The organism is Nocardia jinanensis (assembly GCF_014645735.1).
Lineage (GTDB): Bacteria > Actinomycetota > Actinomycetes > Mycobacteriales > Mycobacteriaceae > Nocardia > Nocardia jinanensis.
In genome coordinates this window covers 424,525-449,680 of record NZ_BMMH01000003.1, presented here as the reverse complement: position 1 = coordinate 449,680, position 25,156 = coordinate 424,525, and the positions used below count along the sequence as shown (strand labels likewise).

Sequence of the window (25,156 nt, the reverse complement as noted above, 5' to 3'; positions counted from 1 at the left end):
GGGTCAGTTCGCCCGGCAGACGAACATCCATTCGGTGCCGTAGTGTTCGGCGGCACTGCCCTCGAGGTGCACCCACTCGTAGTGACCCGGCTCGCCGCCACCCGCGGTGCACGGGTCGCCGACCTTCTTGCCGTCGGGCGGTGGGGGTGGTCCGGGCTGTTCCGTGCCCGGGAGCCCGGGCAGCTCGGCACTACCGGAAGGGATCGCGGCGGCGGTAGCCCCCGAGAACCCGATGACTGCCAGGGACATTGCGGCGATCACGCAGGCCTTCTTCATAAATGCGTCTCCACTCGACGTGCGTGCACGGTCGGCCCTGTCGACCGATGCGGTTGTCAGGGGTGAACCGGAGCACGCCGCCTGCGTCCGAACCGGTCGGTCGTAGGAGCCGGTGCCATGGTAGCCGCACGGGTCGGTACCTGCGTCCTACGGTTTCCTCGGCGGGACTGCGGGTTTCGCCGGATCCTCGGCGGGAAAAGGTATTCGACCAGGTCCTGTGATCAGCGGTCTTCTTCCGCGCGACCAGCGGGCCGTGGATCGCTAGCCGGGGGTGCCGTCGGCGCCGGGCGCTGCCGAGTTCGCGGTATCGCTGGGCAGCGCCCGGGTTCCGGTCGGCGCGAACTCAGCTCTGGCCGCCGAGTACTTCGCCGATGGGGACCGGTGGCAGGGCGCGAACCAGCGTCATCACCGCATTGCAGTACGCGGTGCGGGCGGGCTCCCACTGGTTGGTGTTGCAGACGTAGTTGCCCATTTTGTCGTAGTGCGAGGAATGGCCCTTGTAGGACCAGGTGAGGCCGTCTTCGGAGTGGCTCCACGGGCATTGGTTCGGGGCCAGTCCCTTGCAGGGGCCCTCCACGCCCCATGGTCCGGCCGGATAGGCCATCGCCTGCGGTGTGCCGACAAAGGTCAGGGCCGCGAATGCCGCCGCGCCGGTGAGCAGGTATCTGACGGTCGAGTTCACAGCTGTCTCCTTCGGTACGCGGGCCGGTGACCCGTTGCCTGCCGTATCGCGTCGGCGCCGATTGTGTTAGCCGCTCACGGAATACTGCCACTGCCCGGTTGTCACGCTCGTGGCGGCCGTTCGCCGTGCCGGCCGGATCCTGATCGCGTGAGACCGGGCGAGTTCGACCGCGCGGCTGTGGAGGCCGACCGTGCGCCCGCGGAGCGCGCTACATCACGCCGTTGCCCTATTGGTAAACATGTGCCTATTGTAGGCGTATGTTTATTAATATCTGGTCCGCTGTCCGATCGACCGTGCGAGCGGCGTCGTGACCGCCGCGCTGCCCTTCTCCGAAGGCACAGTGCTCATGCCGTGGAAACCTGGTCCAGCCGCGGACTCCGCCGGGTCGGTATTCGTCAGCGTGACGGACTTCCTGGCGAAATCGGAGCCCGACGTCCAGCAGATCTACCAGCTCGGGCTGGAACTGGGTGAGACCTGGCCGGTACTGCAGGGTGCGGTCGGTGTATGGCTGTGGGGGCGGCCCGCGCAATTACGTGGCGGTTCGATCTCGGTATGGGACAGCGAGCACGATATGCGGCGATTCGTGCGCTGGCCGGTACATACCCGGATCATGCGGACCTGGCACGGTAAGGTGCGGGTCGCCGCCGATTCGTGGCAGGCCGAACGTTTCGATATCGAGAGTGTGTGGGCGCGAGCAGGGAAGACTATCGAACGCCCGCACCCCGGCGCCGGCTAGGGCCGGGGTGGCGGCGTCGATCGGTGTTCGCAGTGTGACGAGAAGCCTTGGTTGCGTTCGCCGTGCGGTTCGACGATGTGCCGTGACCGAGTGCTACGGCTCCGCATCCGGCGACTCGGAGCTCTGCCGGAAAATGCCGGCGGTGACAGGCCGGTTCGACCGGACCTGCCACCGGATCATCAGCGGAATGTGAACGGCGGTGACGGCGGAAATTTCACGGGGAGAGCCGTCAGGGACCGGTGGAAGGGGCCGGGCCGCCAGGAGGGCCCCTCGGACGGCAGGTCGAGTTCGAGTTCCGGCAGGGCATCCAGCAATTGGTCGATGGCGTCCTGCGCGACCAGGTAGGCCAGCGTCTGTGCCGGGCAATTCCGTTGTCCGAGTCCCCAGGACAGGTGGGAGCGGTTGCCGTGGTGCTCGTCGGCGCGGATGGAGGGGTCGTGGTTGCAGGCGGCGATGCTGATGACGACGGGTTGGTGAGCGGGTAGCCAGACGTCGTCGATGAGGATGGGTTGGCGGGGGTAGGTGATGAGGAAGTTGGCCATGGGTGGGTTGTCGAAGAGGACTTCGTCGAGGGCGTCGCGGGTGGAGAGGCTGCCGCCGAGGACGTGTCCGCCGAAGCGGTCGTCGGTGAGGATCAGCAGCAGGGTGTTGGCGATCAGGTTCTGCTGGAGTTCGATACCGGCCCCGTAATGGCTCGTCACCTGGTGGATCATCTCCACCTCGTCCAGTTCGGCGGGGTGCCGGAGCAGGATCGAGGGGACATCGTTGCCCGGCTCGGTGCGTTTGAGCGCCACCAGTTCGGCCAGGGCCGCGCCGATCATCTGGTTACCCGCGTCGGCATCGACCCCTTCGAACATCGCGGCCATACCCGCGGCGACCCGCTGGCCGATCTCGGGTGGGCACCCGAGCAGGGTGTTACATACCTCGAAGGCCAGTGGAAAGGCGTACTGCACGAGCAGATCGGCCCGACCGGTCTGGCAGAAAGAGCTGATCAGCGGTACTGCGATCTCTTCGACGGCGGCCCGGATGGCGTGCAGGTCGATCTCCGCCAGCGCCGTGACATTCGCCTCCCGGTAGCGCTGCTGGTCTATTCCGGTGCTGCGCGCCGCGATCGGCCGCCATTCCATGATCGGCAGCACGGGGCAGTCCGCGGGCATCCCCTGCTGCCAGGTGCGCGGGTCGGCCGGGAAGTGTTCGTGGTCGTTGAGGATGCGGACGGCGGTCCGGTGTTCGATCACCAGGGTCGCGGGGACGTCGGGTGCCAGGTCCACGGGCACCATGGCGCGGTGTTCGCGGCGCATCTGCTGGAACACCCGGTGGGGGTCCTCGGCGAATTCGGGTGTGTAGAGGGGGATGCGGGGGCCGCCGTCGGCGAGGGGTGAGCCGTGGACGGGGCGGGGTGGAATGTGGGCATCGGGCGGTGTCGTGCTCAAAGGGTGACTCCATACTGGTCGCGACATGTGCCGAGACCTCTCGGGCGGTTGTCCCGTCATCTCGGCACGATGTAGCACCCTACTGGATGCGCTCTCGAATTATGTTGTGGCGCTGTGTGTTTGAGAACAATCACGTCAGCCCGGGTAGACGTCCGGCTGCCGTCCCGGTCGTCGGATATGTGCGCGGAACCGGTGGGAGAGCCGGGGATTCCGGAGAACTCTACGGTCGACCACGGCCGCCTGCCAGCCGAGCGACGGTCACGCGGCCGCGCGCTTCTCTTCGGCCGTGGGAAGGGCGGTCGTGATCTCCGCCGGTGGGCCCGCCCGGCGGTCGATGCTCCGGAGCCGTTCTGTCGCCCGGATTTCCGGCTGGGCGGCCGGACTCTCGCGTCTTGCTACCGGCGTAGACCGTCGAGCGTGATGGCGAGCAATCTGCGCCAGTCGCCGCTGGAGGTGCGAATGGTCGCCGACAGGGCGCCCACGATCATGTAGACGTCGGTCACCGTGCAATCGGCGCGCAAGGTGCCTGCGGCGCGGTCGAGTTCGATGATCTCGCCGATCACGGTTTCGAGGCGGGCGCGGGTCTCGCCCCGCGGCTCGCTACCGGCCGAGTGCCGAGTCGATTCGATGGCGGCGGACAGGCCGCGGTCGGCTGCCAGGATCTCACCGACACGATTCAGGTAGCGGGCGAGGGCGGACCCCGGTTCCGCGCCGTCGAGGCACTCCCGGCGGGCGAAATCCTCGATTTCGGCGAACCGTTGCGCGGCGGCCGCTTCGACGAGGTCGCCATGGGTGGGGAAGTGGCGGTAGACGGTGCCGATGCCGACGCCGGCCGCGCGGGCGATCTCGGGTAGTTGGACGCCGCTTCCGTGTTCGGCGAAAAAGGTTCGCGCGGTGGCGAGTATGCGATCCCGGTTACGCGCCGCGTCGGCGCGCGGGGTGCGGCGGGGAGTGGGTCTTGACAACCGTGAACCTCTCGTGGCTAGCATTAATCGGAATCGGAATCCGCTTCCGATTCTAGCTCGTCGAGAGGTGTGAGTCCATGTCCGAGGATCGTTTTCGAGTGCTGGCGCCGCAGGAAGTGCGCCGCGGCCGGGTCCCCTTGCCACCGGCCTTCGCGGTGAAGGCGCTGACCGGTGATACCGAAGGAAGGTTTTCGCTGCTGGAGGTGACTCTCGCCCGCGATATACCCCGGCATACGCATCACGTGGCCGACGAATGCATCTATGTGCTGGACGGGGAGCTGGGCGTGGATTTCGCCGACCGGTCGCTCACCGTGACCCCCGGTATGTTCGTGCTGCTGCCGCATGGGGTCCCGCACGCGCTGCGCGCGGTGTCGGTGCCACCGCCCCGGCTGCTCCAGATCTCGTCGCCGGGCGGGTGGGAATGCTATCTGGAGGATCTCTTCGAGGCGGGACCGTCGGTACTCACCGACGGGGTGCTGGATCCGGTGAAGATCAATCCGATCGCGGCCCGCTACGACATCCGGTACGAGGAGTCCGCCTAGGACCGCAGCGGTGTTCGCGCGCCGTGGTTTCCGGCTCGGGCGCGGCGCGCGGACACGATCCAGGCACGGGAGTCGAACCGGACACCGTCCTCGTCCCGGTGCGCCGCGAGCTCCGTGCGCAGCCGGGCGATCGCATGCGCCGCGTCGGCCGGGCCCAGCCGGCCGAGCGCGTTCGCGGTACAGGTGAAACCGCGCACCCAGTCGAGAGCGGTGTCCGGGTCCGGGCCGTAGTACACGGGCTCGCGGACGTCGGTGAAGGAGATATCGGCGAACCCCGCACCGTCCAGCAGATCCAGCACCGCCATCGGGTCGGCGAGGGAGAACGGATCCGGTCCCGCGGGCGGGGGCGCTGCCGCTGCGCGGGGTTCGCCGAGAGCCCGGCGGATCGCGACGTCCCACTCGTTTCGCTCACCGGCCTGCCAGACCAGCATCACCAGTCGTCCGTCCGGACGCAGTGCCCGCCCGATGTTGGCGAAGGCAGCGGCGGGATCGCCGAAGAACATCGTGCCGAATCTGCTGATCGCCACGTCGAAGTATTCGTGTGGGAAGCGGTGGACCTGTGCGTCGGCCTGCTCGAAGGTCACATTGGGAAGCCGGTCGGCGAGTTCGCGGGCCCGGTCGATCGCCGACGCGGAGATATCGACACCGAGCGCGCTGCCCGCCCGGGCCGTGCGCGCGGCCTGCCGGGTGGTGTGGCCGGACCCGCATCCGATATCGAGGATGCGGTCGTGGAAGCGGAGGTCACCGGCACGACGCAGGACGTCGTCGTGGCGCCGCAGCTCGGCGTCGTAATCGCACGAACTCGGGCGCTGTTCGCGATCGGCGTTGGTCACGACCGGCGCCGGTGTTCGGTCCGCGCCCCGGCGACCGGCGGCGGTCCGGCTGGTACCGGAGGCCGGTGCCGAACGGCTCCGTCGACGCACACGATCCTGGCCACCCGGGCCCCTTCCGTCTGTCCCGATCCAAGCCCGGGTCCGGCCTGTACCCCGTCCCGGCCGGTCGGCCGGGTCGTCGCGAAGGCGTTGTTCCGGTATCCGGTCAGGCTACACAGGCCGGCGGTGTCCGCGGTTGGGGATCGGGCGGCGGGGTTTGCGGCGGCGGGTGGCCGGGGCAGACAATGAGACGTGCTCGGCACCGGCTGAGCTGGTGGAACGACTACAAGAGGCGGCCGCGAAAACAGCATCCGAGGGCGCGACCTGCCGTGAGCGGATCCGAGGTTCGATCGATCCCGAGGAGCAGATGATGACGCAGTTCGCGCCCAGTGATCTCAAGGGCAAGCACAGAGCGATGTGGGCGTCCGGCGACTACCCGCGGGTGGCCGCCGACGTGATTCCCGAACTCGGCAGGAGGCTTGTCGAGGCCTGTCGTATCCGACCCGGTCAGCGGGTACTCGATATCGCCGCCGGAGCCGGGAACGCGGCCATTCCGGCCGCGGAGGCGGGCGCGGAGGTGGTGGCCAGTGACCTCACACCCGAATTGTTCGAGGTCGGCCGGCGCAATGCGGCCGCCGCGGGCGTCGAGCTCACCTGGGAGCAGGCAGACGCCGAGGATCTGCCTTTCGACGCGGCCGCCTTCGATGCCGTCCTGTCCTGCGTGGGAGTGATGTTCGCGCCGTTCCACCAGACCGCCGCCGACGAACTGGTCCGGGTGACCAGGGCAGGTGGGACGATCGGACTGATCAATTGGACACCGGAGGGGTTCATCGGCCGGATGTTCGCCATCATGAAACCGTTCGCCCCCACCCCGCCGCCCGGCGCCCAACCGCCGCCGCTGTGGGGCGACGAAGCGCATGTCACGGAACTGCTGGGGGACCGGGTGACGGATCTGGAGTTACGACGGGAGCGCGCTGTCGTCGAATGCTTCGCCGACGGCGCCGCTTTCCGTGACTTCTTCAAGACCAACTACGGTCCCCTGGTCACGATGTACCGGACGCTCGCCGGCGATCCGGACCGGGCCGCGCAGCTGGACCGCGAACTGGCCGACCTCGGCGCCGCGCACGACCTGGGCGGCGGACGGATGGAATGGGAGTATCTGCTGGTGACCGCGCAGCGTGCTCGAGCGTAACGGCGGCCGGGATTTTCCCGGCCCGGTCGCGAGTTGTACACGGCGCAGACAACGCGAAGGAGGAAGCGTGACCGAAACGCGCAAGGCGATCCTGGCCGGTGGGTGCTTCTGGGGTATGGAGGAGCTGATCCGTAAGCAGCCGGGGGTCCTGTCGACGCGCGTCGGCTATACCGGCGGGCATAACGACCACCCCACCTACCGCAACCATCCGGGGCACGCGGAGGCCGTGGAGATCGTCTACGACCCGGCGCAGACCGATTACCGGGCGCTGCTGGAGTTCTTCTTCCAGATCCACGATCCGACGACCAAGGATCGGCAGGGCAATGATATCGGTAGCAGCTACCGCTCCGAGATCTTCTATGTCGACGACGAACAGAAGCGGGAGGCGCTGGCCACCATCGTCGATGTCGAGGATTCGGGTCTGTGGCCGGGCAAGGTCGTCACCGAGGTGACACCGGCGCCGGAGTTCTGGGAGGCCGAACGCGAGCATCAGGACTACCTGCAGCACTTCCCGAACGGCTACACCTGCCACTTCCCGCGGCCGGGTTGGAAGCTCCCGCGGCGGCAGAGCACCGCCTGACGGACGACGCGGCGCGGGGGGGCCTCATCCGCGTGGCCGGAGCGCAGCGAGGTCCACCCGATGCGGCATCGCGGACCGGGGGCGGCCCGGTGGATTCGAACCGGACCGCTTCGGTTCGCGGCCCGGCCGCGGCAATGAGTAGTCTCGGGCACGTGAGTGGTTGGGCGCGCCGTAGGTTCCAGAGGATCGGACGATTCGATCGCGCCGTGGGCGGCGCCGTGGCGGAACTGCCCGCCTCCCGGGTGGACACCGGGTTGCTGCGCCTGACCGGAAGCGCCGACCACAGTGTGCTGTGGATGGCCTGTGCGGGGCTGCTCGCCGCGCGTGGGGGAGCCACCCGGCGTGCCGCGTTACGCGGGGTCCTCTCGGTGGCCGGTGCGAGTTTTGTCGCGAATATCGTTCTCAAATCCGTTTTCGCCCGGCGCCGGCCGGCCGCGGAACTGATGCCCGAGTACCGCCGGCTCTCGCCGGCACCGTCCTCGTCGTCGTTCCCGTCGGGCCACAGCGCCAGCGCCGCGGCCTTCGCGACCGCTGTCGCGATGGAGAGCCCGCGTACCGCGCTGGCCGTGGCGCCACTGGCGGCCGCGGTCGTCTACTCCCGGGTCCACACCGGTGTGCACTGGGGTTCGGATGTCCTGGTCGGTGCCGCCGTCGGTTCCGGGATCGCGCTGGCCACCCGGCGCTGGTGGCCGGTGCGGGAATCGGACGAGGCGCAGGCGCGGCTGGTCCGTGAGGCGCCGGTACTGGCCGAGGGCAAAGGGCTCGTCGTCATCGTGAACCCGGTATCCGGTGATGCCAACTACGACCCGACCGACGATATCGCCGCGGCGCTGCCCGCGGCTGTCGTACTGCGTACCCAGCCCGATGTCGACTGCACCGAGCTGCTCGAACACGCCATCGCCGAACAGCCGGAACCGGTCGTGGCCCTCGGAGTGGCCGGTGGTGACGGCACGGTGGCAGCCGTGGCCGCGGTCGCGTTGCGTTTCGAATTGCCGCTGGTGGTGATCCCGACCGGCACGCTCAATCATTTCGCCCGCGATCTCGGTGTCTATGATCTGCTCGAAGTCGTCGACGCGACCGGTGTCGGAGAAGCGGTGGCGGTGGATATCGCCGGTGTCGAATACGGCGACGCGACCGAGATGCGGACGCGGCACCTGATCAACACCTTCAGCCTCGGCTCGTACCCGGATCTGGTCCGGCTGCGCGAGGAATGGCAGCCGCGCTGGGGCAAATGGCCCGCTTTCGCGGCGGCACTCGTGGTCACGCTGCGCCGGGCCGAACCGATCGAGATCTATCTGGACGATCATTGGCAGCGGGTGTGGTTCCTGTTCGTCGGTAACGGTCCCTACCATCCGCACGGTGCCGTTCCGGCCTTCCGGGACCGTCTCGATTCCGGACTGCTCGATATTCGCTGGCTGCGTGCGGATCTGCGCTGGTCGCGCACCCGGGCGGTGATCGCACTGCTGTTGGCCGCCATCGGGCACAGTCGCGTCTACGGGGAACGGCAACTGCCCGAACTGTTCGTGTACCTGCCCCGGGCCGAATCGCTCGCGGCCGACGGCGAGGTGTTCGGCAGCGCCACCCATCTGCGGTTTACCGTGGCCGGCCAGCTCACGGTCTACCGGCGTGACGAATCGAATCCGCTGTGGGTCAACCGTGCCCGGCCGCACCACCGCCGGGCACCCTGGCTACCCGAGATGTTCCGGTTCCGCTGAGCGGATTCCCGGTCGCGGACTCTTCGCCGTGGTCTCCGGCACCGTGGCGGCCGGTGGGTGGCCGGTCCGGGTGACACCGTGGCGCGCCCGCCACCGTCTCGCCGTACTCACCGCGGCGGCGGCGCCGCGGGACGCGGACCGGAGATCGTATCGACCGGCCCGGCGGGCTTCGCTGCCCGGATCAGCGGCTGAACCCGGTGCCCGCCGAGTGAACCGGCCGATCAGTCCCCTTCCGGGGGGACCGCGGTATCCGGCTCCGGCGGCGCGGTCGGCGAGCGTGCCGGGATCCGGCGGGTTACCAGCAGTGCCGCCGTCGCGAGCAGAGCGGTGACCGCGAAAGCGGTGTGCAGGGCGTTCAGGCGCGCCTCGGAGTTGACCGCGACCACCGCGTCGGTGGTCGGCCCGTCCACACCCGCGTCGGCGAGGGCGTCGCGTAACTGGGTATCGGAGAGAAAGGCGACGCCGTCGGCCAGTTCGGTCGTGGCCTGCTGTTGCACCGCGGCGGGTACGGCGGGGTTGTTCTCGATACCGTCGACGACCGATGAGGTGAGCGTCGTGATCAGGATGGAGCCGATCAGCGCGGTTCCGAGCGAAGCACCGAGATAGGTCGCCGTATTCTGCAGCCCGCCCACTTCGGCGCTGCGCGCTTCCGGCACCGACGACACCGTCACCGCGCCCAGCTGCGAGGCCAGCGCGCCCAGGCCCGCGCCCATCAGCAGCATCGGCACCGCGACGACGCGCGCGTCGGCTCCCGGGTCCATTCCGGCGGCGAGCAGCAGGATGCCGAGGATCATCGACAGCAGGCCGTTTCGAACGACCGTCCGGGGGCCCGCGCGCGGGGCGAATCTCGGTATGCCCACCGCGGTCACGATCAACGCCACCGAGAGCGGCAGGAGACGGGCGCCGGTCCCGAGGGCGCTCAGTTGCAGCACCACCGACAGGAACAGCGGTACCGCGAAGAACACCCCGGCCTGCACACAGAACTGGGCGAAGAACATACCGAGGCCGCCGGTGAGCTGCCGATTGCGCAGCAGATCCGGATCGAACAGTGGTTCGTATCCGCCGCGTACGCGGGCCGCCAGCCGTTCCCGGAGCAGGTACAGCGCGAACAGCCCTCCGAGCAGTAGCCAGACGACCGGCGACAGCCCGAACACCGTGGGCGCACCGGGCCGCTCCCGGATCCAACCCCATTCACTCGAGCGCAGGACGCCGTACACGATCATGGCCAGGCCGCCGACCGACAGCGCCGAACCCAGCAGGTCCAGCTGAGCGGATTCGACGGGGGTGTCGGTCATCCGGCGCAGCATCAGCATGATCACCACCACCACGACGACCTCGCCGAAGAATACGAACCGCCAGGAGGCGTAGGTGGTCACGGCGCCGCCGAGCAGCGGCCCCACCGCGACCGCCGCGGCGCCGGCTGCCGCGACCAGGCCGTAGGCGGCCGGTCTGCGTTCGGCCGCGACGTTCGCGGCCACCAATGCCACGATCGCCGGCATGATCAGCGCGGCTCCGATACCCTCCAGCAGCGACCAGCCCAGCAGCAGGACGCCCAGATTCGGTGCGAGGCCGGTGACGAAAGATCCCACGCCGTACACGACCAGGCCGATGCCGAACACCCGTTTACGTCCGGCGATCGCGCCGATTTTGCCGCCGGTGATCATCAGCGAAGCCATGACCAGCGTATAGAGGGTGATCGCGGTCTGGATGCCGGTGATGGTGGTGCCGATGTCGCGGGCCACCGTCGCCATCGACACATTCATCACCGAACTGTCCAGAGTCATCAGGAACTGCCCCGCGCACAGCACTCCCAGCACCAGCCCGGAACCCGGCCGGGTCGCGGGTGCCGCGGGTTGCTCGATGCTCATGGTGATTCGCGGGTGGGCTACTCGGCAGAGTTGTAGTCGATCATCCAGGGGATCGAGAACTTGTCGGTGAGCATGCCGAACAGTTCGGTCCATTCGGTGGTGGCCAGGTGCATATCGATCGACCCGCCCGCGCTCAGGGCACCGAAGACGCGCTCGGCTTCGTCCCGGTCGCTGACCTCCAGGCAGACGGTGAAGTTCGGCCGCTGCGGAACTTCCACAGTCTGTCCGGGCGGGCAGTCCGAGCCCATCAGGATCTGGCCGGTCCCGGCCAGCGGCAGCGCGGTATGAGCCACCAGGGTCTTGGCCTCGTCCGGCAGGTTCGCGCCCTCACTCATATCGCCGAACCGGATCAGCTGGAGTTCGCCACCGAACACCGACTGGTAGAAGGTGAACGCCTCTTCGGCACTGCCGTTGAACATGAGATACGCGTTGACGGATTTCACGGGTCTCCTCCTCTGGTGATGCGAATGAGCGGATGTCGTGACCAGGGGGAATCGGCACAACCCGAGGGCGCCGGCCGCGGTGGGCGGTGCCGCACGGACTGATCGGCCGAGCGTATCCCTCGCCACCTCGTTCCGGGGCAGATCCCGCCCACATGCGGATGCGTGACCGGCCCGGTTCCGTGGCACCGGCCGAAAGGGCGTCGGAGCTCGCGGCCGCGGAACGGATGGCAGGGGTCCCGGATCGCCGAGCCGACCCGCCGGGTGGCCCTCGTACGCCGGAACAGTCGTGCGCCAGGTGATACTCGGAGGTATCCCGCCCATCCCGGGCGAGCGCTCATCCGGCCCGAATGCTTGTGGAGGTCTCCATGGCATTGACCCATCCGTCTCGGTCCGATGGCCCCGGCCGTGACGATATCTCGGTGAATCCGGTGTTCACCCGGGAGCCGGTCGAGGTGCCCCGTAACCGGTTGCCGGCCCGGGAGATGGACAGCGATACCGCCTATCAGATCGTGCACGACGAACTTCTGCTCGACGGCAACGCCCGGCTCAATCTCGCGACCTTCGTCACCACGTGGATGGAGCCCGCGGCGCGGATCCTGATGAGCGAATGCTTCGACAAGAACATGATCGACAAGGACGAGTACCCACGCACCGCCGAACTCGAGCAGCGGTGTGTGCGGATCCTCGCCGATCTGTGGCACGCCGCCGACCCCGATCACGGCGTCGGCTGCTCGACCACGGGGTCCAGCGAGGCGTGCATGCTGGCCGGGCTGGCGATGAAACGCCGGTGGCAGAAGCGGCGGCGGGCGGCGGGGCAGTCCACCGAGCGGCCCAACCTGGTGATGGGGATCAATGTCCAGGTGTGCTGGGAGAAGTTCGCCGAGTACTGGGACGTCGAACCGCGCGTCGTACCGATGTCGGGGGGCCGGTTCCACCTCACCGCCGAAGAGGCGGCAGCCCGGTGCGACGAGAACACGATCGGTGTGGTGGCGATTCTGGGATCCACGTTCGACGGCAGCTATGAACCGGTCGCCGAGATCTGCGCCGCACTGGATCGCGTGCAGGCCGAACGCGGCTGGGATATCCCGGTGCACGTGGACGGTGCCTCGGGCGCGATGATCGCGCCGTTCTGCGATCCCGAGCTGGTATGGGATTTCCGGCTGCCCCGGGTCGCCTCGATCAACACCTCCGGCCACAAGTACGGGCTGATCTATCCGGGGGTGGGCTGGGTGCTGTGGCGCGACGCCGACGCGCTACCCGACGAGCTGGTGTTCCGGGTGAACTATCTCGGCGGTGAGATGCCGACCTTCGCGCTGAACTTCTCCCGGCCCGGTGCGCAGGTGGTGGCGCAGTACTACACGTTTCTGCGGCTCGGTCACCGCGGCTACGCGCGGGTGCAGGGCTATTGCCGGGAGGTCGCGTCCGCGCTCGCCGACCGGATCGCGGGTCTGGGCCCGTTCCGGTTGATCACCGACGGACGGCAGTTGCCGGTGTTCGCGTTCACCCTCGCGGCGGGCGAGACGGGCTACTCGGTCTTCGATGTCTCGGCGGCGCTGCGTGAACAGGGCTGGCTGGTTCCCGCCTACACTTTCCCGGCCGACCGGGAAGACCTGGCAGTACTGCGTGTGGTGGTCCGCAACGGTTTCAGTCACGATCTGGCCGATCTGCTGATCGAGGCGCTGGAACGGGCACTGCCGAGGCTGCGGGCTCAGCAGGCGCCGCAGCGGGGCCCCGAGGCCGCCTCGTTCTCGCACGGCGCCGATATCCGTCCGCATCATTCGGGTGTGCGGCACGCGGATTCCTGACAGAGCGGAACCGGCCGATCCAGTCGCCGCGGTCGGCCGGTTCCGTTCTTCCCGGGCCGGGCCGACCCGAGGCTTATCGACACTTGGTTGATGTGCCGTTGTTCAGGTTCAGAATGCGCTACCGGAGCCCGGCAGGAAGATCCGCGGGAAGGGCAGGCCGAAACCGTAGCCGGGGCGGTCGTAGCCGCGATCCCAGTTGTTGTGCCGGCCGTGATCCCAGCCGCGATCGTGATGGCGGCCGCGATCCCAGCCGCGATCGTGATGGCGGCCGCGATTCCAGTCGATCGGGTTGTCGTGCCGGCCGTTCCAGCTGCGGTCGCCGCGGCCGTTCCAGCCGCGATCGCCGTGGCCGTGTCCATGGCGGCCGGGGCGGCTGACATCCTGGACTTCGGTCGCGTTATCGGTGACCACGGGTGCCCCGTTATCGGCGAGTGCGGGTGCGGCGGTGACGGCGAGCGGCGCCAGGATGATCGCGGCGGTGGCCGCGATCCGGACGGCGAGTCGGCGGGTGCGTGCGGTTCGATGCATGATTCGGTCCCTCGGTCGTAGCACCGCCCGGAGGCGATTGCGGAAGCAGTTGCACTGGGGAAGTGCGGCTGTGATGACCTGAACCGTACCGTTATTCAACGGCGCATTCAACAGGTGTTCGTTAATTGGGGCTGACAAATCGTGTGAGCAGCGGATTCGCCGGCCTTGTCGTGCACCTATCCACCGGTGGTGGGGGTATCCAGGGTCGTGGATTCGAGTTGATCGAGGCGGAGTACGCACCGGGTGCGGCTGTAGATGGTGGGCATACATTCGTTGCAGTGCACGCAGGCCGACTCGGTACGCGCGTCGGATCGGATACGGTGCAACAGATCCGGTTCGCGCAACAGCGCCCGGCCCATGGCGACGAAATCGAATCCTTCGGCCATGGCCAGGTCCATCGATTCCCGGTCGGTGATACCGCCCAGCAGCACCAGCGGCATGGCCAGTTCCCGGCGGAACTGGCGCGCGCGTTCGAGCAGATACGCCTTCTCGTACGGGTATTCGCGCAGGAACGCCTTCCCGATCAGCCGGAAGCCCCAGCGGGTCGGGCCCGGAAGCGTTTTCGCGAACTCCCGGCGTGGAGCCGCGCCGTGGAACAGCAGCATCGGATTCAGCAGCGAACTGCCCGCGGTCAATTCCAGCGCGTCCAGGGCGCCGTCGGCCTCCAGCCACGCGGCCACCTGCAACGAATCCGGCAGGGTGAGTCCGCCGCGGACGCCGTCCTCCATATTCAGTTTCGCGGTGACCGCGATCCGGTCGCCCACTGCCTCGCGCACCCGGCGGGCGATATCGCGAGCCAGCCGGGCCCGGTTCTCGAGGGTGCCGCCGTAGCGGTCCTTGCGCCGGTTCAGCAGCGGGCTCAGGAACGAGCTCACCAGGTAGTTGTGTCCGAAATGTATTTCCACCGCGTCGAATCCGGATTCGATCGCCAGCAGTGCCGCGTCGGCATGGGCGATGACGAGTTCGTGGATCTCGGCCGGATCGGGCACCTTCATCGGGCTCATCCCGAGTGGGCTGAACATGCGGCTCGGCGCCAGCGCGGGCAGACGGTTGGACGCGGAATTGGCCACCGGCCCCGCATGACCGATCTGCGCACTGGCGGCCGCGCCTTCGGCGTGCACGGCGTCGGTGAGCCGCCGTAGGCCCGGCACCGCCTCCGGTCGCAGGTAGATCTGGTGCCGGTCGGTGCGGCCGCCCGGCGCGACCGCGCAATAGGCGACCGTCGTCATCCCGACACCGCCCGCCGCGATCTCCCGGTGGAATTCCACGAGGTCGTCGGTGACCAGCGCGTCCGGGGTGCGTCCTTCGAAGGTCGCGGCTTTGATAACCCGATTGCGCAGGGTGAGCGGGCCCAGCGCGGCGGGTGCGAATACATCGGTCACAGTGTGTCTCCTGTCGGTGCGGTCAGGCCGGCCACGACGAATGCGCGCAGCGTCGCCACGGCCTGCGGGCTCAGGGCCCGGTCCTCGGCGGCGGCTCGGCCGAATCGCATGATGACGAGGTCGAAGGCGAGCATCCAGCGGCGCCGGCTCTCCCGTTCGCCCAGCTGGGGCAGCAGCCCGGCCCACGAGTCGATCCGGAACCACTGCTGCTGCCACGGGCCCACCTGCCGGTCGATAACGCATTGCGCGAGCAGCCGGAGATGTAGTCGGCCCAGCGGGTCGGCGGCCAGATCGGTGAACGGGGTGAGGACCGCGTCGACGATGCCGGCCACTGGCCCGGCCGCGGCGGTGACCTCGGTGAGGCGGTCGGCCCACAGCGCCCCGAGACGTTCCTCGAGCAGAGCCGCCACGAGGGCTTCCTTGGATCCGAAGTGGTAATGGACGGCGGCGGGGTTGGCCCCGGCCTCGGTGCAGATGCGGCGCACCGAGACATCGTCGTAGCGCTCGGTGAGCAGCAGTCGTTCGGCGGCGGTGAGCAGACGCTCACGGGTCGCGGTCGAAACTCGCTGGGGCATGCGGCCAGTGAACCACCGCGCGGGATGCTTTTCAATCATTGATTGAAATACTGTTTGAAAACGCAGGTCGAAGCGCACGGAGTCAGTGGTTATCCGATCGCAAACGGCTTCGCGGACCACTCACCCGTCGCGACGGGCCGACCCTGTTCCACTGGTTCCGGGTGCGGTAGGCGGAACCCTACGTTCTCCTCGTGTGAAGCCCTCCGGCTTGTATCCGAGTTCGGATCCGAGCTCCTATCCAAGAGCTACGCGGTGCGCGATTCGTCCGGATGGCACGTGGACACGACTGCACTACGGTGCGCTCACCGCCTCCGGGCCCCGGCCCGGCCCGGGCAACCCGATATCCCGCACAGCCCGTCGTGGCGCGGCCGGACGAACGCCGAAGTAAGTGGTGTCGTCACGCGCGCGGACCCGACCGGCCCTCTCTGCGCCCGGTGGCATCCGATGTCACCGGACCGAGGTACGGTTCGCATGCCATCACTACTGGGGCCCCGGAATCCGGGCCTTGTAGTCCCGGGCCCGGTCACCGATAGTCGACCGATATGCGAACCGAAACCTCGAGTACTCGTTTTCGAAGATCTCTCACGACTGTCGTCGTCGGGCCGGCATTGGCCGGAGCCGGCGCCCCTGCCGCCTCGAAACCGGCCTGCTACACCGACGCGCCGACTCTCTGACACGCGCCCTTAGTAGCCACGAGCCGTACGCCTCGCCCTCCGCCCGATGTGCGCCGGCAGGGCCGGGCTGCCGGTACACATCGGAAATCCGTCTCCGCGTCAGCGGGGCGGTGCCTCCGGCGTGGCCTGCCGGGCGAGGCGGTCCTCGTGGATCCGGACCAACTCGCGGAAACCGATCCGGTCCCATCCCGGTTTCGGCTGAATACTCCATTCGTCCTGCGCCGTCCGTTGACCGGCCGCCTCGGGCGGTCCACCGAAGGGCGGGCCCGAGAGCGGATACGGGTTCGGCGGGGCCGGCGCGCCCGGTGAGAAGGGCTGGGAATCGTGAGGGTCATGAACCGCTGTCGGAAAGACGGTTTCAGCTCCTTGAGCGAACTGCGGTAGGCCGGGTTGTAGGAGCAGGCCAGCATGAACGTCTCCGGTGCGTGGACAACCTCGTCGGCCCGGTCCAGGTAGAGCGCGCGGCGATGGTCGGTGAGCGAATGCAGGATCGCCAGCGAGTCGTGCCGGGCCTCGACCACCTCGTCGAGATAGCAGATCGCGCATGTCAACGACACTTGTCGTTACGATGGGAGGGTTCGCCGCAGCGGTCCAGTGGCGGTGCGCTCGGTGGGGCAGCGGGTCATTGTCACCGCTCTGGTCGAGACCGGAGCGCGTCGCCGCTCGTGGGGGTCGCTTGCCGCCCCGGCGCTCGTCGCACGCGCGAAGTGATATCCGGCGCGATAACCCTCGCGCCGGCCGTTCTTCTGATTCTCAGATGACCGTAAAAACCGCGGCTGTGGATCGCAAAACCGCCACTGCCCCCATTAGATTGGCGATCGGCGCCGTTCGGAGCTACGTCGATATCCGGAGAGAGAATGTTATGAAACGTATCCAGATTACAACTGCGGCGGTAGCCGTTTTCGCCACCATTTCGGTAGGTATGGCCGGGACCGCGAACGCCGAATTCGTATCGAACCATGACAGTCAGAAAGAATGTAAAGCTGCGATGGCAGCTGCCATCGCCCATCCGGCCAAGAAAGTGACCAGGGCCTGTTACAGCTGGAGGAACGGCCCGCAATTCCCGATCCATTGGAGTTTCAGATACGATATGTAGCCGCGATCTTCGACGGTCACACCGGCTTCGCCGGTGGCGTCGGAATATCCCTCGGCTGACCGGTGGTCGTCTCTCGCCTTTCACTATCGACTTCGCGGCCGCTGGCATGGCGATACTACTGAACGACTATGAGTGCCGCGGTCGCGAGAGCGAGGGCGAAATATGTTCCCGGGAAGGCGATGTTGTAGAAGACACGGGCGCGGAGATGTGCGATGAGTGCGCCGATGAAGAACAGGACCAAGCCGACCGCCGCGGCAAGACCCACTCCTTTCATGCCCAGGATGCCGAGCACCACCCCGGCCGCGCCCGCCAGTTTGAGTACGCCGAGCCAGGGCAGCCAACTGCGCGGCACACCCACCTCGGCGGAGTTGGCGAGAACGAACTTCGCCCGGGCGAAACCGGCGAATGAGTCCGCGGCATTCAATACGGCGGTGACGATCGCGACGACGAGGTAGGTGGTGTGCACTGTTGCGCTCTCTGTTCGGGGGCGGTCCGAAAGACCACGATTCGCTACTGAAACCCATCCTGTCCGGCCCCGGAGAGATGCACCAATACCTGCATTCATAACCTGATGGAATGGATGTCGACACCCGATTACTGCGCTACTTCGCCGCAGTCGCGGCGGAAGGGAACCTGACCCGCGCGGCCGAACGGCTGTACGTCTCCCAGCCCGCCTTGACCAAACAGATCAAACAGCTGGAGAACCTGCTGGGTGTGCGGCTTTTCGTGCGGTCGCGGGCGGGTATGGCACTCACTGCCGCCGGGGAAGCCCTGGCGGGCCGGACGGCCTCGCTGCTCACCGGATGGGACCGGGCACTTCAGGAGACCCGGCGCGCCGCCGCGCAGGCCGACCGCTTACTACGCGTCGGGTTCCTCGCCAGCGCCGCCAACGAGGCGACACCGCGGATCATCGCGGAATTCTCCCGCCGGCTACCGGGCTGGCGGGTGGATATGCGGCAGGCGTCGTGGGCGGATCCGACCGGTGGGCTGGCCGACGCCGAAGTGGATGTCGCGTTGCTCCGGTTACCGTTCCCGGCACAGGACCGATTCCGGGTGCGTGAGTTGTTCGGTGAACCGCGCTGGGTGGCGGTGGCCTCGGCGCACCCGCTCGCGGCCCGCGAGGCCATTGCCTTCGAGGACCTGCTGGACGAACCCTTCGTGGCGGCCCCGGCGGAAACCGGTGCCTGGCGCGATTACTGGCTGAGCGCGGACGAACACACGGGCTGGACACCGCGGATCGGCGCGGTCACCGATCAGCCGGACGAGTGGCTGAGCGCGATCGCCAACGGCTACGGTGTGGCGCTGGCGCCGGAGTCCAGCGCACGATTCTATGCGCGGCCCGGGATCACTTACCGCCCGGTGACCGGGGTGGCGCCGAGCCGGGTGGGTGTCGTGTGGCACGCGGAATCCGATACCGACTCCGCAGTGCAGGCATTCGTCGATTGCTGCACGGAGTCGAGTGCCGGTACTACCTGATCTCAGTCTGCCGAACGAAGACGATGCCCACGACAAAGTCATCGGGAGATGCCCGACTCGCGGAGCCGGGAGTGTCACTCGATGGACAGTTCCCGCACTGTTCTATTCGCAATTGTCTCCGCAGGCCGCGAGGATCTCCGATCGGAATCGGGGGCATTCGGTGAAATCCTCGTAGCGGCAGTCGAGTACATGGGCTATCAGGTTCTTCGATGTCTGGATTCTGGTGAGCTGCTCGTCGAGTTCGTCCAGATGCGATCGGAGTACGCGGCGGCGGCCGGGACCGTCGCAGGCGTCGAGTAGCTCTCGGGTGCGGGACAGGCCGAGGCCGACCTGCTTGCTGTGCAGGATCAGCGCGACCCGGGCGATATGTGCCGGTGAGTAGCGGCGCCGCCCGCTGACCCTGGTCGCGGGAGTGAGCAGGCCGACGCTCTCCCAGTGTCGGAGCACATGGGTCGCGAGTCCGAAGCGAGCGGACAGTTCGCCGATGGAATAGGTCGTGTCGGACCGCTCGGGAGTCGACTTCGTGGCACCGCGGGTTGACTTCATGTTCACATTAACTTGCAGTCTGGGTGTAGACGTCAAGCACGAGATTCAGGAGCGATGATGGCAATGCCCGGAGCGGCCGAGATGTGGAACGAGCGGTATGCGGAACCGTTCCTGTCCTACGGCACCGAACCCAATGACTATCTACGCGAAGTGGCCGACCGCATACCCGAGGGCCCAGTGTTGTGCTTGGCCGAGGGGGAGGGTCGCAACGCGGTGTTCCTCGCCGGTCGGGGGCACTCCGTGACGGCTGTGGATCTGTCGGAGGTGGGGCTGGCCAATGCCCGTGAGCTGGCCGTGCGACATGGGGTGGAGATCGAAACCGTGGTCGCGGATATGACCGAGTTCGATCTGGGCGAGGCGCGCTGGTCGGGGATCGTTTCCATCTGGGGGCATCTGCCGTCGGCGCTGCGGCCCGGAGTGCACGCGGCCTGTGTGCGCGCGCTGCGGGCCGGGGGTGTGTTCGTGCTCGAGGCCTATACGCCGCGCCAGCTGGACCGGCCCGGGGTCGGGGGTCCGCCGGTCGCGGACGGAATGCCGACACCGGACGAGCTCCGTCGCGATCTGGCCGGGCTGCGCCTGGAGCACTGCCGGGAGGTGGACCGCGATATCGCCGAGGGCGTGTTCCATCACGGTCCCAGTACGACCGTGCAGGTCTTGGGGGTGAAGCCGAGCGGGCTCGGCGCTTAGCCGGGTGACCGGCCGCTCGCGACATGGGGTAACCGCCGCCGTTCACGCAGTGTTCTGGGCACGCCGGGCCAGGATGGACGCGACCCCCGTCGCAGCGGCCTGGACCGAGGCCGCATGCGCCTCGGGGTGGAATCGGGTGACCGGGCCGGTGACCGAGATGGCCGCCAGCGGTTGGTCGTCGGCGCTGAGTACGGGTGCGGCTACGCAGACGATGCCGAGGGCCGACTCCTCGCGTTCGTAGGCCAGCCCGCGTTCGGCGATCTGGGCCAGCTGGGTTCGTAGCAGGCCGGGAGCCACCACAGTGCGGGGGGTGCGCCTGATCAGCGGTCCGGCCAGGATGCGGTCGATCGTCTCGGGTCCGGAATGGGCGAGCAGCGCCTTGCCGATCGCGGTGCAGTACAGCGGCATCCGGCCGCCGATCCGGGACGGGGCGCGGGCCTGGCGGTGGCCGCCGATCTTGCTGATGTAGACGACCTCGTCGCCGTCGCGTACGCCGAAGTGCACGGTCTCCCGGGTGCGGGTGAAGAGGTCCTGGAGGAAGGGCACCGCGACTTCGAGCAGGGTGCGTTCGGTGGCCGCCCGCATCCCCAGTTCGAACAGTCCGCGGCCGAGCCGGTAGCCGTCCGGCGAGGAACTCAGTAGACGCGCGGTCACCAGATCGCGGCACATCCGGTGCACGGTGGCCTTCGGCAGCGCGGTGCGGCGGGTGAGTTCGGACAGTCCGACGGCCTGGTCCTCCACCCCGAACGCCTCCAGGATCAGCAACGCCCGGCCCAGCACGGACCGCTCGTCGAGTCGGTGTTCCGGCATGGCGGCCCTCCTGGTGAAACTGGTCCAGTCAGTGGACCATTTTACTGTTCAGCTGCCCTTCCAAGGTGTGCACTGGTCAATACCCCAACGAAGAGGAGAACGGAGGTCGTGGTGGCAACCACTGTCGACAGCATCAGCGACAGCGGGCCCGGTATCGACGAATCGATCGTCGCCCGGGCCGCGCAACGCCTGATCACCGCCGCGGAGACGCGCCGCACCTGCGCGCCGCTGCGGGACGGGTTGATCAGCCCCGACGATGTCGCCACCGCCTACCGGATCCAGGAGCGGTTCAATGCCGCCCGGGTCTCCCCGGAGGTCACGGTGGTCGGTCGCAAGATCGGCGCGACTTCGCAGGCTGTGCAGCAGCAGCTGGGTGTGGACCAGCCCGACTTCGGGGTCCTGTTCTCCGATATGGCCTACTCCGATGGGGATGTGATCCCGATCGACCGGCTGCTGCAACCCCGGGCCGAGGCCGAGATCGCGTTCATCCTGGGCGCGGACCTCGCCGACGGGCCGCTCGATATCGCACAGTGCCGGGCGGCCGTGGCCGAGGCGGTAGCCGCGCTGGAGATCGTGGACAGCCGGATCACCGACTGGAACATCTCCTTCGCCGATACCGTCGCCGACAACGCCTCGAGCGGGCTCTACGTGCTCGGGACCGAGCGCCGGACCCTCGACGATTTCGAGCCCGTCGATGTCGCCATGAGCATGCGTATCGATGGGGACGAGGTATCGACCGGTAACGGCGCCGCCTGCCTCGGCGACCCCCTCAACGCCCTGTCCTGGCTCGCCCAGCAGGCCCGCACCTTCGGCGAGCCGCTGCGCGCCGGACAGGTGATCCTCTCCGGTGCGCTCGGTCCGATGCGGCCGCTGCACCCGGGCGCCACCGTCACCGCCGCCATCTCCGGCCTGGGGACGGTTACGGCTTCCTTCACCACCGCCTCGGAGGTATCCCAGTGAGTGACAACAACAAACGCACCAAGGTCGCGATCATCGGGTCGGGCAATATCGGCACCGATCTGATGATCAAAGTGCTGCGCCATTCCCGGTTCCTGGAGATGGGCGCCATGGTCGGTATCGACCCGGAGTCCGACGGCCTGGCTCGCGCCGCCCGGCTGAAGGTGCCCACCACCCATGAGGGGGTGGAGGGCCTGATCGCGCTGCCGAATTTCGACGAGATCGAGATCGTCTTCGACGCGACTTCGGCCAAGGCGCACAAACAGAACCACGAGCGGCTGGCGCCGCTGGGTAAACGCCTGATCGACCTGACTCCTGCGGCCATCGGCCCGTTCGTGGTGCCGCCGGTGAACCTCGAGGAACACCTCGGCGCGCCGAACGTGAACATGGTGACCTGCGGTGGTCAGGCGACGATTCCGATCGTGGCCGCGGTTTCACGAGTGGTGCCGGTGCCCTACGCCGAGATCGTGGCTTCCATCGCCTCGAAATCGGCCGGGCCGGGTACCCGCGCCAATATCGACGAATTCACCGAGACCACCTCGCACGCCATCGAAACCGTCGGTGGGGCCGAGCGCGGTAAAGCGGTGATCATCCTGAATCCGGCCGAACCGCCGCTGATCATGCGCGATACGGTCTTCTGCCTGGTGACCGCGCCCGACGCGGATTCGCACGAGCAGATCAAGGCCTCCGTGGTGAAGATGGTCGACGATGTGGCGGCCTACGTCCCGGGCTTCCGGCTCAAGCAGGAAGTGCAGATCGACGCGATCCCGCCGGACCAGCCGGTGCACACGCTGCTCGCCAAGGACAATGTCGCGTTCCCGACCCACCGGGTGTCGGTGTTCCTCGAGGTCGAGGGTGCCGCGCACTACCTGCCCGCCTACGCCGGCAACCTCGACATCATGACCTCGGCCGGGTTGCAGGTCGCCGAGCGGATCGCGCAGAACACCCAGCAGGCAGCATGAGCGAGTCAGGCCCGGAGGCGGGAGCGCAGCGTAGCCATGCAGGGCCCTCGCTCATGCACGATAGACAAGGAGAACGCACGATGGGCTCGCCCGAAGCTGTGCCATCCGTTTTCGTCCAGGATGTGACCCTGCGCGACGGTATGCACGCCATCCGGCACCGGATCTCCCCGGAGAACGTGGGGAAGATCGTGGCCGCGCTCGACGCCGCGGGTGTCGACGCCATCGAGGTCGCGCACGGGGACGGACTCGCCGGTGGTTCGGTCAACTACGGGCCGGGTTCGCACAGCGACTGGACCTGGCTCGAGGCCGCCGCCGCGAACCTGAAGAACGCGCGGCTCACCAGTCTGCTGCTGCCCGGTGTCGGGACTGCCGAGGATCTGCGGCGGGCTTGGGGTCTCGGCGTGCGCTCGGTGCGCGTCGCCACCCATTGCACGGAGGCGGATGTCGCGGCCCAGCACATCGCGACCGCGCGGGAGATCGGCCTGGACGTCTCGGGATTCCTGATGATGAGCCATATGGCCGAACCGGCGGAATTGGCCGCTCAGGCCAAGCTGATGGAGAGCTACGGCGCGCACTGCGTCTATGTCACCGATTCCGGTGGCCGGCTCACCATGAACGGTGTGCGCGATCGGATCCTGGCCTACCGTGACGTGCTCGACCCGAACACCGAACTCGGGATCCACGCGCACGAGAACCTCTCGTTGTCGGTAGCCAATTCGGTGGTGGCCGTGGAGAACGGGGTGACCCGGGTCGATGCCTCGCTCGCCGGGCACGGCGCGGGCGCGGGCAACACCCCGATCGAGGCGTTCGTCGCGGTCGCGGATGTACTGGGCTGGAAGCACGGCTGTGATGTCTTCGCGCTCCAGGACGCGGCCGACGATCTGGTCCGGCCGCTACAGGACCGGCCGGTCCGGGTGGATCGCGAAACTCTCACGCTCGGCTACGCCGGGGTGTACTCCAGCTTCCTGCGGCATGCCGAGGCGGCCAGCGAACGCTACGGCATCGATGTCCGCACGCTGCTCATGGAAGCCGGCCGGCGCCGGTTGGTGGGCGGCCAGGAGGACATGATCGTCGATATCGCACTCACCATGCTGGCCGAGCAGAAGGCAGCCGAGCAGCAGGCCGTCTGATCGTTTCACCCGCTGTGGCGGGTCGCCGCCGGAGCGCCGGGTCCTGACCCGCGCATCCCGGTGGACGACTGGGGCATCCGGTTCCCTACCGGGTGCTCCAGTGGCGTGTCCGGGGGCGAGACGGAGCGGCTGCTGTCGTGGAAATCATTGTGGAAGAGCTGCTCACGACGCCGGGTTCCGGTCGGTGTCGCCGTGGGCGATCTCGTGGAAGGCCGGGCGTAGCAGTTCCACGATGCGGTCGGGGTCGGCGTCACCGACGGAATCCAGGTGCAGCAGGTGCCGGCTGATGACGACACCTATCGTGAGTGCGCCGATCAGTCCGGCGCGCAGTTCCGCGTCGTCGGGGCCCAGATGCCCGGCGGCCTGGCGCTGCCGGGCGGTCATCGCCTCGCGCACGCTCTCGGCGGTATCGGAGTGGGTGAGCATGGTCCGGATGGCGGCCAGCGTGGCGGTATCGGGTTCGCCCTCGATCTTCGCCGCGAGCGCGGCGAGCAGTTGTTCGGCCGCCTGCTCCGGTGTGCCGCTGATCGGCGCGTCGGGTTCGGGGACCGCGACTCGGGCGAACAATTCCTCTTTCGACCCGAAATATCGCATGACCAGGCTGGGATCGGTTTCCGCAGCGGCCGCGACAGCGCGGATGGTGGTGCGCTCGTATCCGGTTTCGGCGAACAGGCGGGTGGCCGCCCGCAGTATGCGTTCCTGGGTGCGGCGTCGCTGTTCGGCTCGGGTCGGTCGGGTTTCGGACACCCGACCAGCCTAGGGCCCGCTCGGTCGCGACCCGGGCGCGCGATCGGTGACGTTCGGACTACGTCTGTTGACTGAAATCGGCGTGGCTGATAGTTTCAGACTACAAGTGTTGACTGAATTAGGTGGTTTCCGATGTTGCTGACGGTGGTCCTGGGCTTGGCGGCGGGCGTGATGGGCGCGAACGCTTTTCCGCATTTCGCCAAGGGGATGATGGGTGAGGAGTTTCCCAATGTCACCGGAAACGCGCCCCTACGGAACGCGATCGCGGGAACGCTCGGCTTCGTGATGGCGGCCCTGCTCGGGTACGGGGCCGATCTCGCCTCGCATCCGTGGGCGGGATTCGCGGCATTGAGCGCCGGTGCGCTCGTTATGGCTGTTTTTCACGGGTTGCGCGGGGCATTCTGGTTGAACCGGGTGCTGGGCAAACCGAACCCCGCCCCGGCGATCGCGCTCCGCTGAACAGCGGTCCGCAGTATC

Annotated in this window: 27 protein-coding genes and 2 pseudogenes; 13 read left to right on the top strand and 16 right to left on the bottom strand. The window is 67.9% G+C overall.

The window, feature by feature from the left end; translation table 11 throughout:
- Positions 1-3: 3 nt before the first annotated feature.
- Both IEY68_RS10930 and IEY68_RS10925 read right to left on the bottom strand, forming a co-directional pair.
- Positions 4-261 (bottom strand): hypothetical protein, encoded by a 258-nt coding sequence (locus tag IEY68_RS10930; protein ID WP_229718708.1) that lies wholly within the window; start codon positions 259-261, stop codon positions 4-6.
- A gap of 358 nt (positions 262-619) precedes the next feature.
- Positions 620-958, bottom strand: a complete 339-nt coding sequence (locus IEY68_RS10925; protein WP_058854189.1) for a hypothetical protein — start codon at positions 956-958, stop codon at positions 620-622.
- Positions 959-1,265: 307 nt separating this feature from the next.
- On the opposite strand from IEY68_RS10925, the gene IEY68_RS10920 reads away from it, so the two are divergent.
- Positions 1,266-1,694 carry a hypothetical protein gene (locus IEY68_RS10920; protein WP_058854190.1) on the top strand — a complete coding sequence of 143 codons (429 nt, stop codon included), beginning with the start codon at positions 1,266-1,268 and terminating at the stop codon, positions 1,692-1,694.
- 179 nt (positions 1,695-1,873) lie between these two features.
- Here the strand turns inward: IEY68_RS10920 and IEY68_RS10915 are convergent, their stop codons facing one another.
- On the bottom strand, positions 1,874-3,127 hold the full coding sequence (locus tag IEY68_RS10915; RefSeq protein WP_058854191.1) for a cytochrome P450 family protein: 1,254 nt from the start codon (positions 3,125-3,127) through the stop codon (positions 1,874-1,876).
- A 395-nt stretch (positions 3,128-3,522) separates the two neighbouring features.
- A complete protein-coding gene (locus IEY68_RS10910) occupies positions 3,523-4,092 on the bottom strand; it encodes a TetR/AcrR family transcriptional regulator (RefSeq protein WP_199804900.1) in 570 nt (189 codons plus the stop codon).
- A gap of 77 nt (positions 4,093-4,169) precedes the next feature.
- Here IEY68_RS10910 and IEY68_RS10905 point away from each other — a divergent pair, with 77 nt between their 5' ends.
- Complete coding sequence (locus IEY68_RS10905; protein WP_063000215.1) at positions 4,170-4,634, top strand: cupin domain-containing protein; 465 nt, start codon at positions 4,170-4,172, stop codon at positions 4,632-4,634.
- On the opposite strand, the gene IEY68_RS10900 is transcribed toward IEY68_RS10905, so the two are convergent.
- Positions 4,631-5,467 (bottom strand): class I SAM-dependent methyltransferase, encoded by an 837-nt coding sequence (locus IEY68_RS10900; protein WP_058854253.1) that lies wholly within the window; start codon positions 5,465-5,467, stop codon positions 4,631-4,633. The two genes, IEY68_RS10905 and IEY68_RS10900, sit on opposite strands and share 4 nt — an antisense overlap.
- A 409-nt stretch (positions 5,468-5,876) precedes the next feature.
- Here IEY68_RS10900 and IEY68_RS10895 point away from each other — a divergent pair, with 409 nt between their 5' ends.
- The 3 genes from IEY68_RS10895 to IEY68_RS10885 all read left to right on the top strand — a co-directional run bounded on the left by IEY68_RS10895 (position 5,877) and on the right by IEY68_RS10885 (position 8,993).
- Positions 5,877-6,698, top strand: a complete 822-nt coding sequence (locus IEY68_RS10895; protein WP_229718707.1) for a class I SAM-dependent methyltransferase — start codon at positions 5,877-5,879, stop codon at positions 6,696-6,698.
- A gap of 115 nt (positions 6,699-6,813) precedes the next feature.
- On the top strand, positions 6,814-7,278 hold the full coding sequence (gene msrA, locus IEY68_RS10890; protein WP_373292967.1) for a peptide-methionine (S)-S-oxide reductase MsrA: 465 nt from the start codon (positions 6,814-6,816) through the stop codon (positions 7,276-7,278).
- A gap of 206 nt (positions 7,279-7,484) precedes the next feature.
- Positions 7,485-8,993 (top strand): bifunctional phosphatase PAP2/diacylglycerol kinase family protein, encoded by a 1,509-nt coding sequence (locus tag IEY68_RS10885; protein ID WP_229718706.1) that lies wholly within the window; start codon positions 7,485-7,487, stop codon positions 8,991-8,993.
- 221 nt (positions 8,994-9,214) lie between these two features.
- On the opposite strand, the gene IEY68_RS10880 is transcribed toward IEY68_RS10885, so the two are convergent.
- Together IEY68_RS10880 and IEY68_RS10875 are read right to left on the bottom strand one after the other, a co-directional pair.
- The gene (locus IEY68_RS10880) at positions 9,215-10,861 is read right to left on the bottom strand and encodes an MFS transporter (protein WP_058854195.1); all 1,647 of its coding nucleotides are present in this window, start codon (positions 10,859-10,861) and stop codon (positions 9,215-9,217) included.
- A 17-nt stretch (positions 10,862-10,878) separates the two neighbouring features.
- Positions 10,879-11,304, bottom strand: a complete 426-nt coding sequence (locus IEY68_RS10875) for a VOC family protein (RefSeq protein ID WP_058854196.1) — start codon at positions 11,302-11,304, stop codon at positions 10,879-10,881.
- Between the two features lie 365 nt (positions 11,305-11,669).
- Here IEY68_RS10875 and gad point away from each other — a divergent pair, with 365 nt between their 5' ends.
- The gene (gad, locus tag IEY68_RS10870) at positions 11,670-13,109 is read left to right on the top strand and encodes a glutamate decarboxylase (RefSeq protein WP_058854255.1); all 1,440 of its coding nucleotides are present in this window, start codon (positions 11,670-11,672) and stop codon (positions 13,107-13,109) included.
- Between the two features lie 108 nt (positions 13,110-13,217).
- Here gad and IEY68_RS10865 read toward each other — a convergent pair whose 3' ends face one another.
- The 5 genes and pseudogenes from IEY68_RS10865 to IEY68_RS10850 form a co-directional block, all read right to left on the bottom strand.
- Positions 13,218-13,637 carry a hypothetical protein gene (locus IEY68_RS10865; protein WP_058854197.1) on the bottom strand — a complete coding sequence of 140 codons (420 nt, stop codon included), beginning with the start codon at positions 13,635-13,637 and terminating at the stop codon, positions 13,218-13,220.
- Between the two features lie 176 nt (positions 13,638-13,813).
- Positions 13,814-15,019: an NADH:flavin oxidoreductase gene (locus IEY68_RS10860; protein ID WP_058854198.1), complete on the bottom strand. Its 1,206-nt coding sequence runs from the start codon at positions 15,017-15,019 to the stop codon at positions 13,814-13,816.
- Positions 15,016-15,594 (bottom strand): TetR/AcrR family transcriptional regulator, encoded by a 579-nt coding sequence (locus IEY68_RS10855; protein ID WP_058854256.1) that lies wholly within the window; start codon positions 15,592-15,594, stop codon positions 15,016-15,018. Before IEY68_RS10855 ends, IEY68_RS10860 begins: the two co-directional genes overlap by 4 nt.
- A gap of 773 nt (positions 15,595-16,367) precedes the next feature.
- Positions 16,368-16,553: pseudogene (locus tag IEY68_RS36090) on the bottom strand (hypothetical protein); the annotation flags it as partial.
- 35 nt (positions 16,554-16,588) lie between these two features.
- Positions 16,589-16,810, bottom strand: a pseudogene (locus IEY68_RS10850) (AAA family ATPase); the annotation flags it as partial.
- A gap of 215 nt (positions 16,811-17,025) precedes the next feature.
- On the opposite strand from IEY68_RS10850, the gene IEY68_RS10845 reads away from it, so the two are divergent.
- Positions 17,026-17,364 carry a hypothetical protein gene (locus tag IEY68_RS10845; protein ID WP_156426107.1) on the top strand — a complete coding sequence of 113 codons (339 nt, stop codon included), beginning with the start codon at positions 17,026-17,028 and terminating at the stop codon, positions 17,362-17,364.
- A gap of 115 nt (positions 17,365-17,479) precedes the next feature.
- On the opposite strand, the gene IEY68_RS10840 is transcribed toward IEY68_RS10845, so the two are convergent.
- Complete coding sequence (locus IEY68_RS10840) at positions 17,480-17,830, bottom strand: DoxX family protein (RefSeq protein WP_058854199.1); 351 nt, start codon at positions 17,828-17,830, stop codon at positions 17,480-17,482.
- Positions 17,831-17,940: 110 nt separating this feature from the next.
- Here IEY68_RS10840 and IEY68_RS10835 point away from each other — a divergent pair, with 110 nt between their 5' ends.
- The gene (locus IEY68_RS10835; protein ID WP_058854200.1) at positions 17,941-18,840 is read left to right on the top strand and encodes a LysR family transcriptional regulator; all 900 of its coding nucleotides are present in this window, start codon (positions 17,941-17,943) and stop codon (positions 18,838-18,840) included.
- Positions 18,841-18,942: 102 nt separating this feature from the next.
- Here the strand turns inward: IEY68_RS10835 and IEY68_RS10830 are convergent, their stop codons facing one another.
- The gene (locus IEY68_RS10830) at positions 18,943-19,386 is read right to left on the bottom strand and encodes a helix-turn-helix domain-containing protein (protein WP_058854201.1); all 444 of its coding nucleotides are present in this window, start codon (positions 19,384-19,386) and stop codon (positions 18,943-18,945) included.
- Positions 19,387-19,443: 57 nt separating this feature from the next.
- Between IEY68_RS10830 and IEY68_RS10825 the strand changes: the two genes are divergently transcribed.
- Entirely contained in the window at positions 19,444-20,073 is a 630-nt protein-coding gene (locus IEY68_RS10825) for a class I SAM-dependent methyltransferase (protein ID WP_199804901.1), read from the top strand.
- 42 nt (positions 20,074-20,115) lie between these two features.
- Here IEY68_RS10825 and IEY68_RS10820 read toward each other — a convergent pair whose 3' ends face one another.
- The gene (locus IEY68_RS10820; protein ID WP_058854202.1) at positions 20,116-20,883 is read right to left on the bottom strand and encodes an IclR family transcriptional regulator; all 768 of its coding nucleotides are present in this window, start codon (positions 20,881-20,883) and stop codon (positions 20,116-20,118) included.
- Positions 20,884-20,994: 111 nt separating this feature from the next.
- On the opposite strand from IEY68_RS10820, the gene IEY68_RS10815 reads away from it, so the two are divergent.
- The 3 genes from IEY68_RS10815 to dmpG all read left to right on the top strand — a co-directional run bounded on the left by IEY68_RS10815 (position 20,995) and on the right by dmpG (position 23,932).
- Positions 20,995-21,843, top strand: a complete 849-nt coding sequence (locus IEY68_RS10815; RefSeq protein ID WP_373292964.1) for a 2-keto-4-pentenoate hydratase — start codon at positions 20,995-20,997, stop codon at positions 21,841-21,843.
- Entirely contained in the window at positions 21,840-22,802 is a 963-nt protein-coding gene (locus tag IEY68_RS10810; protein WP_082681238.1) for an acetaldehyde dehydrogenase (acetylating), read from the top strand. The genes IEY68_RS10815 and IEY68_RS10810 overlap by 4 nt, the downstream gene beginning before the upstream one ends.
- A gap of 80 nt (positions 22,803-22,882) precedes the next feature.
- On the top strand, positions 22,883-23,932 hold the full coding sequence (gene dmpG, locus IEY68_RS10805) for a 4-hydroxy-2-oxovalerate aldolase (RefSeq protein ID WP_058854203.1): 1,050 nt from the start codon (positions 22,883-22,885) through the stop codon (positions 23,930-23,932).
- Between the two features lie 162 nt (positions 23,933-24,094).
- On the opposite strand, the gene IEY68_RS10800 is transcribed toward dmpG, so the two are convergent.
- The gene (locus IEY68_RS10800) at positions 24,095-24,679 is read right to left on the bottom strand and encodes a TetR/AcrR family transcriptional regulator (RefSeq protein ID WP_058854204.1); all 585 of its coding nucleotides are present in this window, start codon (positions 24,677-24,679) and stop codon (positions 24,095-24,097) included.
- A 132-nt stretch (positions 24,680-24,811) separates the two neighbouring features.
- On the opposite strand from IEY68_RS10800, the gene IEY68_RS10795 reads away from it, so the two are divergent.
- On the top strand, positions 24,812-25,138 hold the full coding sequence (locus IEY68_RS10795) for a hypothetical protein (RefSeq protein ID WP_058854205.1): 327 nt from the start codon (positions 24,812-24,814) through the stop codon (positions 25,136-25,138).
- Positions 25,139-25,156: the final 18 nt, after the last annotated feature.

Excerpts from the sequence above, each read along its gene's own strand:
- IEY68_RS10905 (WP_063000215.1), top strand. The coding sequence starts at position 4,170 with ATGTCCGAGGATCGTTTTCGAGTGCTGGCGCCGCAGGAAGTGCGCCGC.
- IEY68_RS10895 (WP_229718707.1), top strand. The coding sequence starts at position 5,877 with ATGACGCAGTTCGCGCCCAGTGATCTCAAGGGCAAGCACAGAGCGATG.
- msrA (WP_373292967.1), top strand. The coding sequence starts at position 6,814 with ATGGAGGAGCTGATCCGTAAGCAGCCGGGGGTCCTGTCGACGCGCGTC.
- IEY68_RS10880 (WP_058854195.1), bottom strand. The coding sequence starts at position 10,861 with ATGAGCATCGAGCAACCCGCGGCACCCGCGACCCGGCCGGGTTCCGGG.
- gad (WP_058854255.1), top strand. The coding sequence starts at position 11,670 with ATGGCATTGACCCATCCGTCTCGGTCCGATGGCCCCGGCCGTGACGAT.
- IEY68_RS10865 (WP_058854197.1), bottom strand. The coding sequence starts at position 13,637 with ATGCATCGAACCGCACGCACCCGCCGACTCGCCGTCCGGATCGCGGCC.
- IEY68_RS10855 (WP_058854256.1), bottom strand. The coding sequence starts at position 15,594 with ATGCCCCAGCGAGTTTCGACCGCGACCCGTGAGCGTCTGCTCACCGCC.
- IEY68_RS10845 (WP_156426107.1), top strand. The coding sequence starts at position 17,026 with ATGACCGTAAAAACCGCGGCTGTGGATCGCAAAACCGCCACTGCCCCC.
- IEY68_RS10835 (WP_058854200.1), top strand. The coding sequence starts at position 17,941 with ATGGATGTCGACACCCGATTACTGCGCTACTTCGCCGCAGTCGCGGCG.
- IEY68_RS10830 (WP_058854201.1), bottom strand. The coding sequence starts at position 19,386 with ATGAAGTCAACCCGCGGTGCCACGAAGTCGACTCCCGAGCGGTCCGAC.
- IEY68_RS10825 (WP_199804901.1), top strand. The coding sequence starts at position 19,444 with ATGGCAATGCCCGGAGCGGCCGAGATGTGGAACGAGCGGTATGCGGAA.
- IEY68_RS10820 (WP_058854202.1), bottom strand. The coding sequence starts at position 20,883 with ATGCCGGAACACCGACTCGACGAGCGGTCCGTGCTGGGCCGGGCGTTG.
- dmpG (WP_058854203.1), top strand. The coding sequence starts at position 22,883 with ATGGGCTCGCCCGAAGCTGTGCCATCCGTTTTCGTCCAGGATGTGACC.
- IEY68_RS10795 (WP_058854205.1), top strand. The coding sequence starts at position 24,812 with ATGTTGCTGACGGTGGTCCTGGGCTTGGCGGCGGGCGTGATGGGCGCG.